This window comes from Janthinobacterium sp. FW305-129, from assembly GCF_020858115.1.
Taxonomy (GTDB): domain Bacteria; phylum Pseudomonadota; class Gammaproteobacteria; order Burkholderiales; family Burkholderiaceae_D; genus Janthinobacterium.
On record NZ_JACYMM010000013.1, the window covers coordinates 143,169 to 157,750 of the forward strand.

At 60.6% G+C, this 14,582-nt stretch carries 13 protein-coding genes; 9 read left to right on the forward strand and 4 right to left on the reverse strand.

Features of this window, described 5'->3' with window-relative positions; translation table 11 throughout:
- The first annotated feature begins 13 nt into the window (after positions 1-13).
- The 3 genes from ligA to def are packed head-to-tail and all read left to right on the forward strand — an operon-like array spanning position 14 to position 3,817.
- Entirely contained in the window at positions 14-2,365 is a 2,352-nt protein-coding gene (ligA, locus tag IGS61_RS24285) for an NAD-dependent DNA ligase LigA (RefSeq protein WP_230541961.1), read from the forward strand.
- Positions 2,366-2,390: 25 nt separating this feature from the next.
- Positions 2,391-3,284, forward strand: coding sequence for a UTP--glucose-1-phosphate uridylyltransferase GalU (gene galU, locus IGS61_RS24290; RefSeq protein ID WP_230541962.1), 894 nt, complete (start codon positions 2,391-2,393; stop codon positions 3,282-3,284).
- Positions 3,281-3,817: a peptide deformylase gene (gene def, locus IGS61_RS24295; RefSeq protein ID WP_230541963.1), complete on the forward strand. Its 537-nt coding sequence runs from the start codon at positions 3,281-3,283 to the stop codon at positions 3,815-3,817. Before galU ends, def begins: the two co-directional genes overlap by 4 nt.
- Before the next feature lie 136 nt (positions 3,818-3,953).
- On the opposite strand, the gene IGS61_RS24300 is transcribed toward def, so the two are convergent.
- The 4 genes from IGS61_RS24300 to map all read right to left on the reverse strand — a co-directional run bounded on the left by IGS61_RS24300 (position 3,954) and on the right by map (position 9,055).
- Positions 3,954-4,718 carry a flagellar brake protein gene (locus tag IGS61_RS24300; RefSeq protein WP_230541964.1) on the reverse strand — a complete coding sequence of 255 codons (765 nt, stop codon included), beginning with the start codon at positions 4,716-4,718 and terminating at the stop codon, positions 3,954-3,956.
- A 130-nt stretch (positions 4,719-4,848) separates the two neighbouring features.
- Positions 4,849-5,598 carry a pseudouridine synthase gene (locus IGS61_RS24305; RefSeq protein WP_230541965.1) on the reverse strand — a complete coding sequence of 250 codons (750 nt, stop codon included), beginning with the start codon at positions 5,596-5,598 and terminating at the stop codon, positions 4,849-4,851.
- Between the two features lie 41 nt (positions 5,599-5,639).
- Positions 5,640-8,207, reverse strand: coding sequence for a [protein-PII] uridylyltransferase (locus tag IGS61_RS24310; protein WP_230541966.1), 2,568 nt, complete (start codon positions 8,205-8,207; stop codon positions 5,640-5,642).
- 35 nt (positions 8,208-8,242) lie between these two features.
- Positions 8,243-9,055 (reverse strand): type I methionyl aminopeptidase, encoded by an 813-nt coding sequence (gene map / locus IGS61_RS24315; RefSeq protein WP_230541967.1) that lies wholly within the window; start codon positions 9,053-9,055, stop codon positions 8,243-8,245.
- A 400-nt stretch (positions 9,056-9,455) separates the two neighbouring features.
- Between map and rpsB the strand changes: the two genes are divergently transcribed.
- From rpsB to IGS61_RS24345, 6 genes are all read left to right on the forward strand, one after another.
- Positions 9,456-10,208 (forward strand): 30S ribosomal protein S2, encoded by a 753-nt coding sequence (gene rpsB, locus IGS61_RS24320; protein WP_152283262.1) that lies wholly within the window; start codon positions 9,456-9,458, stop codon positions 10,206-10,208.
- A gap of 158 nt (positions 10,209-10,366) precedes the next feature.
- Entirely contained in the window at positions 10,367-11,278 is a 912-nt protein-coding gene (gene tsf / locus IGS61_RS24325; RefSeq protein ID WP_086137734.1) for a translation elongation factor Ts, read from the forward strand.
- Positions 11,279-11,425: 147 nt separating this feature from the next.
- The gene (gene pyrH / locus IGS61_RS24330) at positions 11,426-12,142 is read left to right on the forward strand and encodes a UMP kinase (RefSeq protein WP_034752258.1); all 717 of its coding nucleotides are present in this window, start codon (positions 11,426-11,428) and stop codon (positions 12,140-12,142) included.
- Between the two features lie 177 nt (positions 12,143-12,319).
- A complete protein-coding gene (gene frr, locus IGS61_RS24335; RefSeq protein WP_034784152.1) occupies positions 12,320-12,880 on the forward strand; it encodes a ribosome recycling factor in 561 nt (186 codons plus the stop codon).
- Positions 12,881-12,979: 99 nt separating this feature from the next.
- Positions 12,980-13,747: a polyprenyl diphosphate synthase gene (gene uppS, locus IGS61_RS24340; protein WP_230541968.1), complete on the forward strand. Its 768-nt coding sequence runs from the start codon at positions 12,980-12,982 to the stop codon at positions 13,745-13,747.
- On the forward strand, positions 13,747-14,580 hold the full coding sequence (locus tag IGS61_RS24345; RefSeq protein WP_152252664.1) for a phosphatidate cytidylyltransferase: 834 nt from the start codon (positions 13,747-13,749) through the stop codon (positions 14,578-14,580). The genes uppS and IGS61_RS24345 overlap by 1 nt, the downstream gene beginning before the upstream one ends.
- Positions 14,581-14,582: the final 2 nt, after the last annotated feature.

The window sequence follows — 14,582 nt, forward strand, 5'->3', positions numbered from 1 at the left end:
GAATCCCGCAACAATGACCGATCCGATCAACCAGGATGCGCAAGCGCGCGTCCTGGCACTTACTGCCGAACTGAACCGGCATTTGCACGCCTACCACGTGCTTGACAATCCCACCATTCCCGACGCCGAATACGACAAGCTGTTCGTCGAACTGCAGGCGCTGGAAGCGGCCCATCCCGACTTGCGCGCGCCCGATTCGCCCACCTTGCGCGTGGGCGCGGCACCGCTGCCGCAATTCGAGCAAGTCACGCACACGGTGCCGATGTTGTCGCTGAACAATGGTTTCACCGACGACGATATCGTCAATTTCGACCGCCGCGTGCGCGAGGGCCTGGAACTGGACGGTGCAGAAGTCGACTATGCTGCCGAAGTGAAATTCGACGGCCTGGCCATCAACCTGCGCTATGAACACGGCCTGTTCGTGCAGGCGGCTACGCGCGGCGATGGCGCCACGGGCGAAGATGTGACGGCGAATATCCGCACCATTTCCGGCATCCCTTTGCGCCTGCATGGCGGCAAGATACCGGCCGTGCTCGACGTGCGCGGCGAAGTAATGATGTTCAAGGCCGATTTTGCCCGCCTGAACGAACGCCAGCGCGAAGCGGGCCAGAAAGAATTCGCCAATCCCCGCAATGCGGCGGCCGGCAGCCTGCGCCAGCTCGATTCGCGCATCACGGCGCAGCGCAAGCTGCGCTTCTATGCCTATGGCATCGGCGCCCTCGATGGCGCCGCCATGCCGGTGTCGCATTCGGCCTTGCTGGACTGGTACGAGACCCTGGGCATCCCCGTGTCCAAGGAGCGCCGTGTGGTGCAGGGCGCGCAAGGCTTGCTGGCCTACTATGCCGACATCGGCGCGCGCCGCCCGGCCTTGCCGTATGAAATCGACGGCGTCGTCTACAAGGTGAACGCGACGGAAGACCAGCAGCAGCTGGGCTTTGTGTCGCGCGCGCCGCGTTTTGCGCTGGCGCACAAGTTTCCGGCAGAAGAAGCGCTGACGCAGGTGCTGGGCATCGATATCCAGGTGGGCCGCACGGGCGCCATGACGCCCGTGGCGCGCCTGGCGCCCGTGTCCGTGGGCGGCGTGACGGTGACCAACGCCACCTTGCACAATGAAGATGAAGTGCTGCGCAAGGACGTGCGCGTGGGTGACACCGTCGTCGTGCGCCGCGCCGGCGACGTGATTCCCGAAGTACTGTCCGTGGTGCTGGAGAAGCGCCCGGAACCGGCGCCGCCGCCGTTCAGGATGCTGGAAGCGTGCCCCGTCTGCGGCTCGCACGTGGTGCGCGAAGAGGGCGAGGCGATTGCCCGCTGCTCGGGCGGCCTGTTCTGCTCGGCGCAGCGCAAGGAAGCGTTCCGCCATTTCGCGGGCCGGCGCATGATGGATATCGAGGGACTGGGGGAACGTTATATCGATACTCTGGTCGAACTGGAATACGTGCATGGCCTGGCCGACCTGTACAGCCTGACCCTGGACAAATTGCTGGAAATGAAGCTGCGCGCCGATGAGCGCGATGGTTCCACGCCGGAAACAGTGCAACAAGGCAAGATTCCCACCAAGTGGGCGGAAAACTTGCTGGCTGGCATAGAAGCGAGCAAGCGTCCGCCGCTTGAGCGCTTCCTGTTTGCGCTGGGCATCCGCCATGTAGGCGAATCGACGGCCAAGACCCTGGCCGAATGGCTGGGCAGTTTGCACTACGTGCGGCGGGCGCCGGCGGCCTTGCTGCGCGTGCTGCCCGATATCGGCGGCACCGTGGCCGAGTCGATTGCAGGCTTCTTTGCCGAAGAAAAGAACCAGCAGGCGCTGCAGGCATTGCTGGACGCTGGCGTCGCGCCGCAGGGCGAACACGCGCCCAGCGCCAAGCTGCGCGCGCAACTGGAGCAAACCAAGCTGCTCGCCGCGCTTGGCATTCCGAAGCTGACGGAGCCGCGCAGCAAGCAGCTGGTGGAGCGGGGCGTGACGCTGGCCAGCCTGGCGGCGCAGGGCGCCAGCTTCCACGCAGGCTTGCCCGCCGCCGTGGCCGAAGCGCTGGCGCAATGGCTGGCCGATGAAGACCATGTCAAGCTGCTTGGTCAACTGGACGCCCTGCGCAGTGAATTACTGTCACAATTGCCTGAAATGTCAGCCGCTGGCGGCAAGCTGGACGGCAAGACCTTCGTCCTGACAGGCACCTTGCCCAATATGAGCCGCGACGAGGCCGCTGAGTTGATCGAGGCGGCCGGTGGCAAGGTCAGCGGTTCCGTGTCGAAGAAGACAGGATATGTCGTGGCGGGTTCTGACGCTGGCAGCAAGCTGGCCAAGGCGCAGGAACTGGGTGTGGCCATACTTGACGAGGCCGGTTTGCTGGCCTTGCTCGCGCAAGACTAATTATTCAATATCTTACAGAAGACCCATGAAAAAAATCAGAAAAGCAGTCTTTCCCGTCGCCGGCCTGGGCAGCCGTTTCTTGCCTGCGACCAAGGCGCAACCGAAGGAAATGTTGCCCATCGTCGACAAGCCCCTGATCCAGTACGCGGTGGAAGAAGCCGTGGCAGCAGGCATCACGGAAATGATCTTCATCACGGGCCGCAACAAGCGCGCTATCGAAGACCATTTCGATACGGCCTATGAACTGGAATCGGAGCTGGAAGCGGCCGGCAAGCGCCAATTGCTGGAAATGGTGCAAAACGTCATTCCCAAGCACATCAATTGCATTTACATCCGCCAGTCGGCGCCGCTGGGTCTGGGACATGCCGTGCTGTGCGCCCGTCCCGTGATCGGCGACGAGCCGTTTGCCGTCTTGCTGGCCGACGATTTCATGGATGTGGAAGAGGGCGTGCGCCCCGTGCTGGCGCAGATGACCGATGTCTTCCAGTATGAAAATTGCTCGCTGCTGGCGGTACAGGATGTGCCGCGCGCGGAAACCAGGCAGTACGGTATTGTGTCGGCAAAGAATTATCAGCCTGACCTGGAAGTGGTCTCGGCCATCGTGGAAAAGCCTGCGCCGGAAGAGGCGCCATCGACCCTGGCCGTGGTGGGCCGTTATGTGCTGACCAGCCGCATCTTCGGTCACCTGGAAAACCTGGGCACGGGCGCCGGCGGCGAAATCCAGTTGACGGACGGCATAGCCGCCCTGATGCGCGAAGAGCGCGTGCTGGCATACCGCTATCAGGGGCAGCGCTATGACTGCGGCTCCAAGCTCGGTTATCTGAAGGCAACGACGGCGATGGGCATGAAACATCCGGAAACGGGCGCGGCCTTCCGTACTTACTTGCAAGAATTGCAATCGACACTGGAAGCAAAATGACCGTACGCGAGATTCTGAAGATGGGCGATCCGCGTTTGCTGCGGATGGCCGAGCCCGTGCGTGAATTCGATACGCCCGAGTTGCACGCCTTGATCGCCGACATGTTCGACACCATGCATGCGGCTAATGGCGCCGGCCTGGCAGCGCCGCAGATCGGCGTCAACCTGCAGCTGGTGATCTACGGCTTCAAGCAGAATCTGCGCTATCCCGACGCGCCGCAAGTGCCGGAAACCGTGCTGATCAACCCGCTGCTGACACCTTTGTCGGAACGCAAGGAAGAGGGCTTCGAAGGTTGCCTGTCCGTGCCCGGCCTGCGCGGCAGCGTGCCGCGCTGGAGCGAGCTGCATTACGAAGGCGTCGACCAGTTCGGCCAGCCCATCAGCCGCGACTGCGACGGCTTCCATGCCCGCGTGGTGCAGCATGAAGTGGACCACCTGCACGGCATTCTGTATCCGATGCGTATCGTTGATTTTACGCAATTCGGCTATACCGAGGTCATGTTCCCCGACCTGGATCCGAACGACGACGATTGATCGGCTCCTGAGAAAACGTCCATGGCGGCGTTGCCTTGCCCTGAACGTTTTTCAGGCGCCTCGTGACTTTGGCTGTCAAACAAAAAATGGCCGCGCAGCATCAGCTGGGCGGCCATTTTTTATGCCTGAAGCAATCCTAGCGCACCTTGCGGCTGCTGCCCAGGTTGTCGAGCAAGGTTTTCAGTTCATCCTGCATGGCCTCCGTCAGGTTCAGGAAGCGGCAGCCGATCTGCACCTGCTCGCCCAGCAGGAAGGAGCGGAAGGTGCGCGACAGGCGGATTTCCAGGTCGGCGATCATGACCTTGTCCGGCCCCAGTTCCAGGCGCACGCGCGACAGCTTGCGCCCCACGTACAGGCCCACCGTGTCGCGCGGGTGGGCGCGCATGCCGATGCCGCCGGCGGAGAAATCATACAGCTGCAATTCATACGGACGGCCCTCGAGCACGAAGGCGGCCAGGTAGTACACGCCCAGCGGCGTTTCCAGGCGCGCCGATTCGCGCCGCTCCAGCACCAGGCAATGGCTGGGGAAGTTGGTCAGGTAGACGTTTGGCCGCTCGGGATACGCCTCCCATTCGCCATTGATGGTAAATTGCAGTTTGGCGCTTTGCACCCACGACACAAACGTGGCGCCGCCTTCGGGCAGGGTCGCGCCTTCGTTGAGTTCCAGCACGAATTGCGGCAAGTCGTCGTCGACGGACAGGACGCGCGCCATGATGACGTCTTCGCCGCCCGTCGGGTAGATGGAAATGGCGTCGCCGTTATCAGCCAGGCTGCACAGGGTTTCGCCGATATCCCACGGATCGCTCATATGGTGCGGCTTGGTGCCTGGCTCCATCGGCTCGGCCACGTCAGCCAGACTGGGGGCGCCTTTGCGCAGGGGATTAGGAATGGGATCGTTCACGACGGCGTATCTCTTGTAATTTCTAATGGGGAATAGTGTATAGGTTCAGGGCAATATTTGCTAACCAAATCACAATAATTGCCTTTGTTGCACTATTCTTGTTGCCTTCTGGATATAGATCCCGGCAAGCTTAAAACTGCTCGTCCGCGCTCAGGTAGCGCCATTGGCCCGTCGGCAAATCGCCCAGCTTGACCTTGCCGATGCGCACGCGTTTCAGTCCCAGTACTTTCAGGCCGACGGCTTCGCACATGCGGCGGATCTGGCGTTTCTTGCCTTCGCGCAAGGTAAAGCTCAGCTGGTCTTCATTTTGCCAGCGCACCTTGGCCGGCAGCAGCGGCTTGCCGTCCAGCCACAGGCCATGGTTGAGTTTTTTCAGCTCGCTGTCGGGCAGGGTGCCGCCCTTGGTGTAGCTCACGCGTACCAGGTATTCCTTGTCGATATCGGTATCGTGGCCGATCAGCTGCTTGGCCACGCGCCCATCCTGCGTCAGGACCAGCAAGCCGACGGAATCGATGTCCAGGCGGCCGGCCGCCACCAGGCTGCGCAGCTGGGTTGGGTGGAACTGTTCCGGGCTGCGGTCTTCCGCCCAGCGGTTTTCCGCCTTGATCAGGGCCACGGCGGGCGTGTAGCCGTCTTCGGCCTGGCCGCTGACATAGCCGACGGGTTTGTTGATGAGCACGGTGACGCGCTTCGATTGCTCGGCTGCCGCCTGGCGTTCCACGGTGACGCGCTGGCTCGGGAAGACTTTGCTGCCCAGCTCGGACACCACCTTGCCATCCACGCGGACCCAGCCGCGCGCGATCCATTCATCGGCTTCGCGGCGGGAGCACAGCCCCAGTTCGGACATGCGTTTGGACAAGCGTAATAATTCTTCGGTCATGTTGTTTCAGTTTCAGTAAGGGTAGGCGCTGCGCGGAAAGCTTACACTTTCAGCGCATCGAGTAAATCGGTTTCCAGCAATATCTGGTTGCGGGCATTGTTGAGCGCGGGACCGTCGACGAGGAAAACGTCTTCGACCCGCTCGCCCAGGGTCATGATCTTGGCCGTGTGCAAGTTGATGCGGTACTTGGTCAGCACGTTGGCGATCGCGTACAGCAGGCCCGTGCGGTCGTTGGCGGCCACCGACAGCAGGTAGTACTGGCCTTTTTCATCGGGCCGCAAGTCCACCGTCGGCTGGAAGGGGAAGGTGCGCGACAGGCGCGACAGCCGTCCCTTGCCCGGCGGCGGCAGCGGCGTCTGCGACTGCAGCAGCTCGCCCAGCTCATGCTCGATCAGGCTGATGATGTCGCGGTAGCTCTTGGCGAAGTTTTGCTCGGTGACGAGGAAGGTGTCGAGCGCATAGCCATTTTTCGTCGTGTGGATCTTCGCGTCGAGGATGCTGAAATTCTTGCGGTCGAAATAGCTGCAGATGCGCGCGAACAGGTCCGGCTGGTCGGGAATGTACACGGCCACCTGCAAGCCTTCGCCGATGGGCGCCAGCCGGCATTTTACCACCGGCAACTTGCTGTCGAGCTTGTCATACAGCGAGCGCGTCTGCCAGGCGATGTCCGAGGCGTCGTGGCGCAGGAAATACGCCACGTCCAGCTGCTGCCACAGCTTTACATGCGCATCGGGCGGCAAGCCGTACAGGCGCAGTGTGGCCAGCGCTTCCTGCTGGCGGTTCTTCAGTTCGCGGTCAGCCGTGTGCGGCTCGCCGCCCAGCACGCGCAGGGTGATCTTGTACAGGTCTTCCAGCAGCTTGCCTTTCCAGGCATTCCACACTTTCGGACTGGTGCCGCGGATGTCGGCCACCGTCAGCAGGTACAGGCCCGTCAGGTGGCGCTCGTCCTTGACCACTTTCGCAAAGGCGGCGATGACGTCCGGGTCGGACAGATCTTGCTTTTGTGCAACTTGTGACATGGTCAGGTGATTTTCCACCAAGAAAGCCACCAGTTCCGTGTCATCAAACGACAGGCCGTGGTCCTGGCAGAACTGGGTGGCGTCGGCCACGCCCAGCTTCGAGTGGTCGCCGCCGCGGCCCTTGGCGATGTCGTGGAACAGGGCCGCCACGTACAGCAGCCACGATTGCGAGAAATCGGCCATCAGCTGGCTGCAGAACGGGTACTCGTGCGCATGTTCGCTCATGGTGAAGCGGCGCATGTTGCGCACCACCATCAAAATGTGCTGGTCGACCGTGTACACGTGGAACAGGTCGTGCTGCATCTGGCCCACGATGCGGCGGAAATTCGGCAGGTAGCGCCCCAGGATGCTCATCTCGTTCATGCGCCGCAGCGCATGGATGATGCCGACCGGGGCTTGCATGATGCGCAGGAAGAGGGCGCGGTTGACGGGGTCCTGGCGGAAGGCGGCGTCGATCTTGAAGCGCGCGTGCCACAGGGCCCGCGTGGCGCGCGAGGTCATGCCCTTCAGGGCCGGGCGCTCCGTCATCAGCACGAAGATTTCCAGCATGGCCGAAGGATATTGCTCGAACGTATCGTCGGCGCTGATGTCGATCAGGCTGTTGACTTCATTGAAGCGTTCGTTGATGGGCACGGCCACGTCGTCCTGCGGAAACAGCCGCGCCTCGATGTTTTGCAGCAGAATCGTGTTGAGCTGGGTCACGGTCTTGGCGGCCCAGTAATAGCGCTGCATGAGGAATTCGCTGGCGCGGCGCATGTGCGGCCCGCTGCCCGTCGCCTGCAAGCCCAGCGATTCGGCGATGGCCGTCTGCACGTCGAACACGAGGCGGTCTTCGCGCCGCCCAGCATGCAGGTGCAGGCGCACGCGGATATCCTTGAAGGCGCGTTCCTTTTCCATCAGCTGGCGCGCTTCCGTCAGGGTGATCAGGCCGCCAGTTGCCAGCGTGCGCCACGAGTTCGCCAGGCCGGCCGCCTTGGCCACCCACAAAATCACCTGCAGGTCGCGCAGGCCGCCCGGGCTTTCCTTGCAATTCGGTTCCAGGCTGAAGGCCGTGTCTTCATATTTGGCATGGCGCTGGCGCATTTCAGCCGTTTTTGCCTGGAAAAATGCCTGCGGATCCATCGCCGCATCGTAGCGCTGCTGCAATTGCGCGAACAGGTCCGCATTGCCGCACACAAGGCGCGCTTCGAGCAAGCTCGTTTGCACGGTGATGTCGGCCTTCGATTCGACCAGGCACTCGTCGACCGTGCGGATGCTGTGGCCGATTTCCAGCCCCAGGTCCCACAGCAGCTGCACCAGTTCTTCCAGTTTTTCCTGCGCGGCCGCGTCCGGCGCCTGTTGCAGCAGGATCAGCAGGTCGACGTCGGAATACGGAAACAGTTCGCCGCGGCCATAGCCGCCCACGCCCACCAGGGAAGTGCCTGGCGGCAAGCCCGCTTCCTGCCAGGCGCGCGCCAGCACCCCGTCGACGCTGTGGCGCAGGCTGCGCAGCAGTTTTTCAGGCTTGCCGTCGGCCTGGAAGGCCGCAATGACGACCTGGCGGTCGGCTTTCAGTTGCTGTTTCAGCTGTTCCCGAACTTGCTTTTTCATCTGGGCCCTGGGTGGCGGTGCGTGGGATGGAAGAATCAGGCTTTGTTCAGGATCAAGGCGGGCGGTGGCGGCATGCCGGGCGAGACGGTCAGCACTTCATAGCCCGTTTCCGTCACCAGCACCGTGTGTTCCCATTGCGCCGACAGGCTGCGGTCCTTGGTTTTGATGGTCCAGCCATCGTTCATTTCGCGGATTTCGCGGCGGCCCGAGTTGATCATCGGTTCCACGGTGAAAATCATGCCCGCTTCCAGGCGTTCCAGGGTGCCTGGCTTGCCGTAATGCAACACTTGCGGTTCTTCGTGGAAGACTTTGCCGATGCCATGGCCGCAGAATTCGCGCACCACGCTGTAGCCGGCTTTTTCCGCGTGCTGCTGGATGGCGTGGCCGATATCGCCCAGGTGGGCGCCCGGCTTGATCTGGTCGATTCCCAGCCACATGCATTCATAGGTGATTTCCGACAGGCGCTTGGCCAGGATGGTGGGCGTGCCGACGAGGAACATGCGGCTGTTGTCGCCGTGGTAGCCATCCTTGATGACGGTGATGTCGAGGTTGACGGAATCGCCGCTTTTCAAGACCTTGTCGCCAGGAATGCCGTGGCAGATGACGTCGTTGACGGAGGTGCAGATGGCTTTCGGGTAGGGGGTGTAGCCGGGCGGACAGTAGTTCAGCGGGGCAGGGATGGTGCCCTGCACGTTGACCATGTATTCGTGGCACAGGCGATCGAGCTCGCCCGTGGTGACGCCCACCTTGACGAAGGGCGTGATGTAGTCGAGTACTTCGGCGCCGAGCTTGCCGGCGATGCGCATGCCTTCGATGTCGGCGGGGGTATTGATACGGATGGTGGACATGGTGTAATTCGCAATCTGCAAGAATTCAGGTGAAAAGCACAGACCATTCCTGCCAGATGGGGAAAAGTCTGCAAATATGTCGAAATTATAAACGAGGCGCCCTGAATCCGCCGCCTCCTTCCTATGGCTGAGGCGGGGATTTGTGGGGGAAACGGCGCTCTATCGGCGGTGGCGCCACGTCTTGCACCAAGGTGGTGCGTTGAGTGTTTCCGCAGGGCCGGCGTTTTGCAGTGCGGACTTGATGCGGCGGTCATTTCAGTGTAGAATCCCGGGTTGCTTGAATTCTCTTTTGAGCAATGCAGTAAATAGTGTCTTTAATTTATATAAACACGCGAATCCGGTCGACAAGGGTGCCTGTATGGTGACTGATCGGATTCCAGACCCAACCCTGGAGTTAATAATGTCCGTAACAATGCGCGAAATGCTGGAAGCCGGTGTCCACTTTGGTCACCAAACCCGTTTTTGGAACCCAAAAATGGCACCGTTCATCTTCGGCCATCGCAACAAGATCCACATCATCAACCTGGAAAAAACCATGGCGATGTACCAGGACGCAATGAAGCACGTGCGTCAACTGGCTGCAAACCGTGGCACCATCCTGATGGTTGGCACCAAGCGTCAAGCTCGCGAAATCATCGCTGCTGAAGCACAACGCGCTGGCGTGCCTTTCGTTGATCAACGTTGGTTGGGCGGTATGCTGACCAACTTCAAAACGATCAAAACCTCGATCAAGCGCCTGAAGGACATGGAAGCGATGATCGAAGACGGTTCGATCGAGAAGCTGTCGAAAAAAGAAGCGCTGATGTTCTCCCGCGAAATGATCAAGCTGCAAAAATCGATCGGCGGCATCAAGGACATGGGCGGCATTCCTGACGCAATCTTCGTCGTCGACGTCGGCTACCACAAAGGCGCGATCACCGAAGCAGCTAAACTGGGTATCCCGGTCATCGGCGTTGTCGATACCAACCACTCCCCAGAAGGCGTGAACTTCGTGATCCCAGGTAACGATGACTCCTCGAAAGCCATCATGTTGTACGCTCGCGGTGTTGCTGACGCAATTATCGAAGGCCGTGCAGCTGCCGGTAACGAAGTTGTTGAAATGGTTAAAGCAGCCGCTGGCGACGAATTCGTCGAAGTAAACGAACAGGCTTAATGGCCAGGCTATCGCAGGATAGCCGTTTGTAAGCACAGCAGTAAGGGAAAAGGGGTGGCAGCAGCTCCCCCTTTTTTTTAACAAAAAAACGATAGTGACCGCTGGCGAGGCATGCATGCCCGGCCGCGACTATCGACTCACCGAATCAGGAGAAACACATGGCAGCGATTACAGCAGCGATGGTAGGCGAATTGCGCGGCAAAACCGACGCACCAATGATGGAATGCAAAAAAGCACTGACCGAAGCCGAAGGCGACATGGCGCGTGCGGAAGAGATCCTGCGCGTCAAACTGGGCGGCAAGGCATCGAAAGCATCGGCGCGCATCACCGCTGAAGGCGTCGTGGCAACCTACATCGCCAACGGCGTAGGCGCCCTGGTCGAAGTGAACTCGGAAACCGACTTCGTTGCGAAAAACGACGATTTCCTGGCACTGGCCAACAACGCTGCCCGCCTGGTAGCAGAACACAACCCGGCTGACGTGGCTGCCCTGCTGGCCCTGCCACTCGACGGCAAGACCCTGGACGAAGTGCGCGCTGCCCTGATCGGCAAAATCGGCGAAAACATGACCATCCGCCGCTTCCAGCGTTTCGAAACCAGCGCCAAGCTGGCTTCGTACCTGCACGGTTCGCGCATTGGCGTGATCGTCGAATTCGACGGTGCCGATGAGCAAGTAGGCAAGGACGTGGCCATGCACATCGCTGCCATGAAGCCAGTATCGCTGTCGTCGAACGAAGTTCCTGCGGAACTGATCGAAAAAGAGCGTTCGGTTGCACAACTGAAAGCCGAAGAAGACGCAGCCAAAGCGGCCGCCGAAGGCAAGCCAGCGCAATCGCCGGAAATCCTGGCCAAGCGCCTGGAAGGTTCCGTACAGAAGTTCCTGAAAGAAGTATCGCTGCTGAACCAGGCTTTCGTGAAAAACGACAAGCTGTCGGTTGAGCAAATGCTGAAGGCGGCTAACACCAGCGTCAAAGGTTTCGCCATGTACGTAGTGGGCGAGGGCATCGAGAAGAAGCAAGACGACTTCGCAGCAGAAGTCGCAGCACAGATGGCTGCCTCCCAGGGAGCGTAAGTAAAGCGGGCCGAGAGGCCCGTTTTTTTGGCCCGCCCGCACCTGCCGTGCCGGGCGGCGGCATGGGCAGTCCCGCGCGCCTATCCGGCGCTGCAAGGCGCTGCGCCATGTCATACTCGAATAACCTCATTTATGGAGCCCCAGCTCATGTCAAAACCAGCCTACAAGCGCGTCCTCCTCAAGTTGTCCGGCGAAGCCCTGATGGGTGATGATCCCTACGGCATCAACCGCGCCACGATCGAGCGCATGGTGGCCGATGTGGCCGAGGTGGCGAAGTTGGGTGTGGAACTGGCAATCGTGATTGGCGGCGGCAATATCTTCCGCGGCGTCGCGCCCGGCGCGCAAGGCATGGACCGTGCCACCGCCGACTACATGGGCATGCTGGCCACGGTGATGAACGCACTGGCCCTGGCCGATGCCATGCGCCACGTGGGCATCACCGCGCGCGTCATGTCGGCCATCGGCATCGAACAAGTCGTCGAGCCGTACGTCCGCCCGAAAGCCCTGCAATACCTGGAAGAAGGTAAAGTAGTGGTCTTCGCCGCCGGCACCGGCAATCCGTTCTTCACCACCGACACGGCAGCCGCCCTGCGCGGTTCCGAGATCAGCGCCGAGATCGTCCTGAAGGCCACCAAGGTCGACGGCGTCTACACGGCCGATCCGAAGAAGGATCCGAACGCCACCCTGTTCCACACGATTACGTTCGACGACGCCATCGCCAAGCACCTGCAAGTGATGGATGCCACCGCATTCGCCCTGTGCCGCGACCAGAAACTGCCAATTAAAGTGTTTTCGATCACCAAGCCAGGCGCGCTGATGCGCGTCATCATGGGCGAAGATGAAGGCACCTTGGTTCACGTATAAGGGAAGCGGAGCGCCGAGAAACCGTCCATGGCTGCGTTGCAGTGCCTTGCCGTACATTCGTACTGTCTTCGGCGCTGCGCCTTGCCCTGAACGGTTTTCGGCACTCCCGACTGCGCTGGTGTTTTCATCGCAAGCGAAGTAGCAATATTCATTATTATCAAGACAAGGAGTACAGCAATGTCCTTAGCTGACGTTAAAAAGAACACCCAGGAACGCATGACGAAGTCGCTGGAAACACTGCGGGCCGACCTGGCCAAAGTGCGTACCGGCCGTGCCCATACGGGTATCCTGGACCACGTGATGGTCGACTACTATGGTTCGCCGACGGCGCTGACCCAGGTCGCCAACGTGACCCTGATTGACGCGCGCACCATCGGCGTGCAGCCGTACGAGAAGAAGATGGCCAACACCATCGAAAAAGCCATCCGCGACGCCGACCTGGGCTTGAATCCATCGGCACAGGGCGACCTGATCCGCGTCCCGACGCCGCCGCTGACGGAAGAGCGCCGCAAGGAAATGGTCAAGCTGGTCAAGAGCGAAGCGGAAGACGCGAAGATTGCCGTGCGTAACATTCGTCGCGATGCGAACGAGTCGCTGAAGAAACTGGTCAAGGAAAAAGCCTGCTCCGAGGACGATGAGCGCCGCTCGTCGGAAGAAGTGCAGAAACTGACCGACAAGTTTATTGCCGACATCGACAAGATGGTTGTCGACAAAGAAAAAGAAGTGCTGACGGTCTAGTTTTCAGTCCTTTTGACGCTGCCCGGGAAAGCATGGCTTTTCCGGGCAGTGCTATTTGGCGCATAATAGCTATCTTTTATTTTTGGTATTCGTGTTTTCATGATCTATTCGAGTTCGACAACGGCAGTACCTGAGGTTGGCACGGTGCCGCGCCATGTAGCAATCATTATGGATGGCAATGGCCGCTGGGCAACCAAGCGCTTCCTGCCCCGCGTGGCTGGCCACGTCAAGGGCGCCGACGCCGTGCGCGGCATCGTCGAGAGTTGCCTCAACCGCGGTGTCGAATATCTGACCCTGTTTGCCTTCAGTTCGGAAAACTGGCGCCGCCCGGAAGAAGAGGTGTCGATGCTGATGCGCCTGTTCGTTACCATGCTGGAACGCGAAGTGGTCAAGATGCATGCCAGCGACATCCGCCTGAAGGTGGTGGGCGACCTGTCGCGCTTCAATGGGGAGCTGCAAACCCTGATCGCCAATGCGGAACGCAAGACGGCCAACAACACGCGCCTGACGGTGTCCATCTGCGCCAATTACGGCGGCCGCTGGGATATTATGCAGGCAGTCAATAAAATGACGGCCGAGGCGGCAGCCAATGGCCAGCCCGCTGGCCACGCCTACACGGAAGAGCAACTGGCGCCGCAACTGGCCATGGCCTACGCACCCGAGCCTGACCTGTTCATCCGCACGGGCGGCGAGCAGCGCATTTCCAATTTCCTCCTGTGGCAACTGGCGTACACTGAGTTGTTTTTCACCGAGACTTTCTGGCCCGACTTCGATGACGAGTGCCTCGACGCGGCAATCGCGTCTTACCAGCAGCGCGAACGGCGCTTTGGCCGTACCAGCGCGCAATTAACTGAAAAGACAAACTGATGCTGAAAACACGGATAATCACCGCCCTGGTCTTGTTGGCGGTCTTGCTGCCGGTTCTGTATCTGAATTATTTCCCCGCCTTCGCCGTGATCGCCACGGCGTTCTTTGGCGCCGCCGTCTGGGAAAGCTTTCGTATCTTCAAAAATCGCCAGGCGCTGCTGATCGCCGCCGTCTGGACTGCCGCCTTCGCGTATACGTTTTTTGTCGGTAACGGCATGGCGCAGCTCAATTTCTGGTTCGCCCTGTGCGTGGCCATCTGGCTGATCCGCTTCGTGCCTTCGCTGGCGACGGGCTTGCCGCCCACCGAAGGCCTGGGCAATACCTTGCTCAGCCTGGTGTACCCGGTGACCATCGTCGGCTGCTTCGTCGCCATCATCGCCTTGTTCCTGCATAGCCCTTTGTACCTGCTGTCCGTCATGGCTCTCGTGTGGATCGCCGACATCGGCGCCTATTTCTCGGGCAAGGCTTTCGGCAAGCGCAAGCTGGCGCCAAGCATTTCCCCAGGAAAATCTTGGGAGGGCGCCATCGGCGGCGGCATCGCCGTGCTGGTCATCGCCGCCATCACCATCGTTGCCGCGCCATCGCTGCCGGTCTTGCAAGATACCTTTGCCGTGCAGCTGCAGTTGCGCCGCGGCTGGCTGGTGGCCTTGCTGGTACTGCTGCTGATCGTCGCCGCCAGCATCGTCGGCGACCTGTTCGAATCCCAATTGAAGCGCCGCGCCGGCATCAAGGACAGCAGCAACCTGCTGCCTGGCCATGGCGGCGTACTCGACCGTATCGACGCGTTGATCCCGGTCCTGCCATTTGCCGCCCTCGTGGCCAGCTGGCTTTAAGG

Coding starts and splice junctions, on each gene's coding strand:
- ligA (WP_230541961.1), top strand. CDS start 14: ATGACCGATCCGATCAACCAGGATGCGCAAGCGCGCGTCCTGGCACTT.
- galU (WP_230541962.1), top strand. CDS start 2,391: ATGAAAAAAATCAGAAAAGCAGTCTTTCCCGTCGCCGGCCTGGGCAGC.
- def (WP_230541963.1), top strand. CDS start 3,281: ATGACCGTACGCGAGATTCTGAAGATGGGCGATCCGCGTTTGCTGCGG.
- IGS61_RS24305 (WP_230541965.1), bottom strand. CDS start 5,598: ATGACCGAAGAATTATTACGCTTGTCCAAACGCATGTCCGAACTGGGG.
- IGS61_RS24310 (WP_230541966.1), bottom strand. CDS start 8,207: ATGAAAAAGCAAGTTCGGGAACAGCTGAAACAGCAACTGAAAGCCGAC.
- map (WP_230541967.1), bottom strand. CDS start 9,055: ATGTCCACCATCCGTATCAATACCCCCGCCGACATCGAAGGCATGCGC.
- rpsB (WP_152283262.1), top strand. CDS start 9,456: ATGTCCGTAACAATGCGCGAAATGCTGGAAGCCGGTGTCCACTTTGGT.
- tsf (WP_086137734.1), top strand. CDS start 10,367: ATGGCAGCGATTACAGCAGCGATGGTAGGCGAATTGCGCGGCAAAACC.
- pyrH (WP_034752258.1), top strand. CDS start 11,426: ATGTCAAAACCAGCCTACAAGCGCGTCCTCCTCAAGTTGTCCGGCGAA.
- frr (WP_034784152.1), top strand. CDS start 12,320: ATGTCCTTAGCTGACGTTAAAAAGAACACCCAGGAACGCATGACGAAG.
- uppS (WP_230541968.1), top strand. CDS start 12,980: ATGATCTATTCGAGTTCGACAACGGCAGTACCTGAGGTTGGCACGGTG.
- IGS61_RS24345 (WP_152252664.1), top strand. CDS start 13,747: ATGCTGAAAACACGGATAATCACCGCCCTGGTCTTGTTGGCGGTCTTG.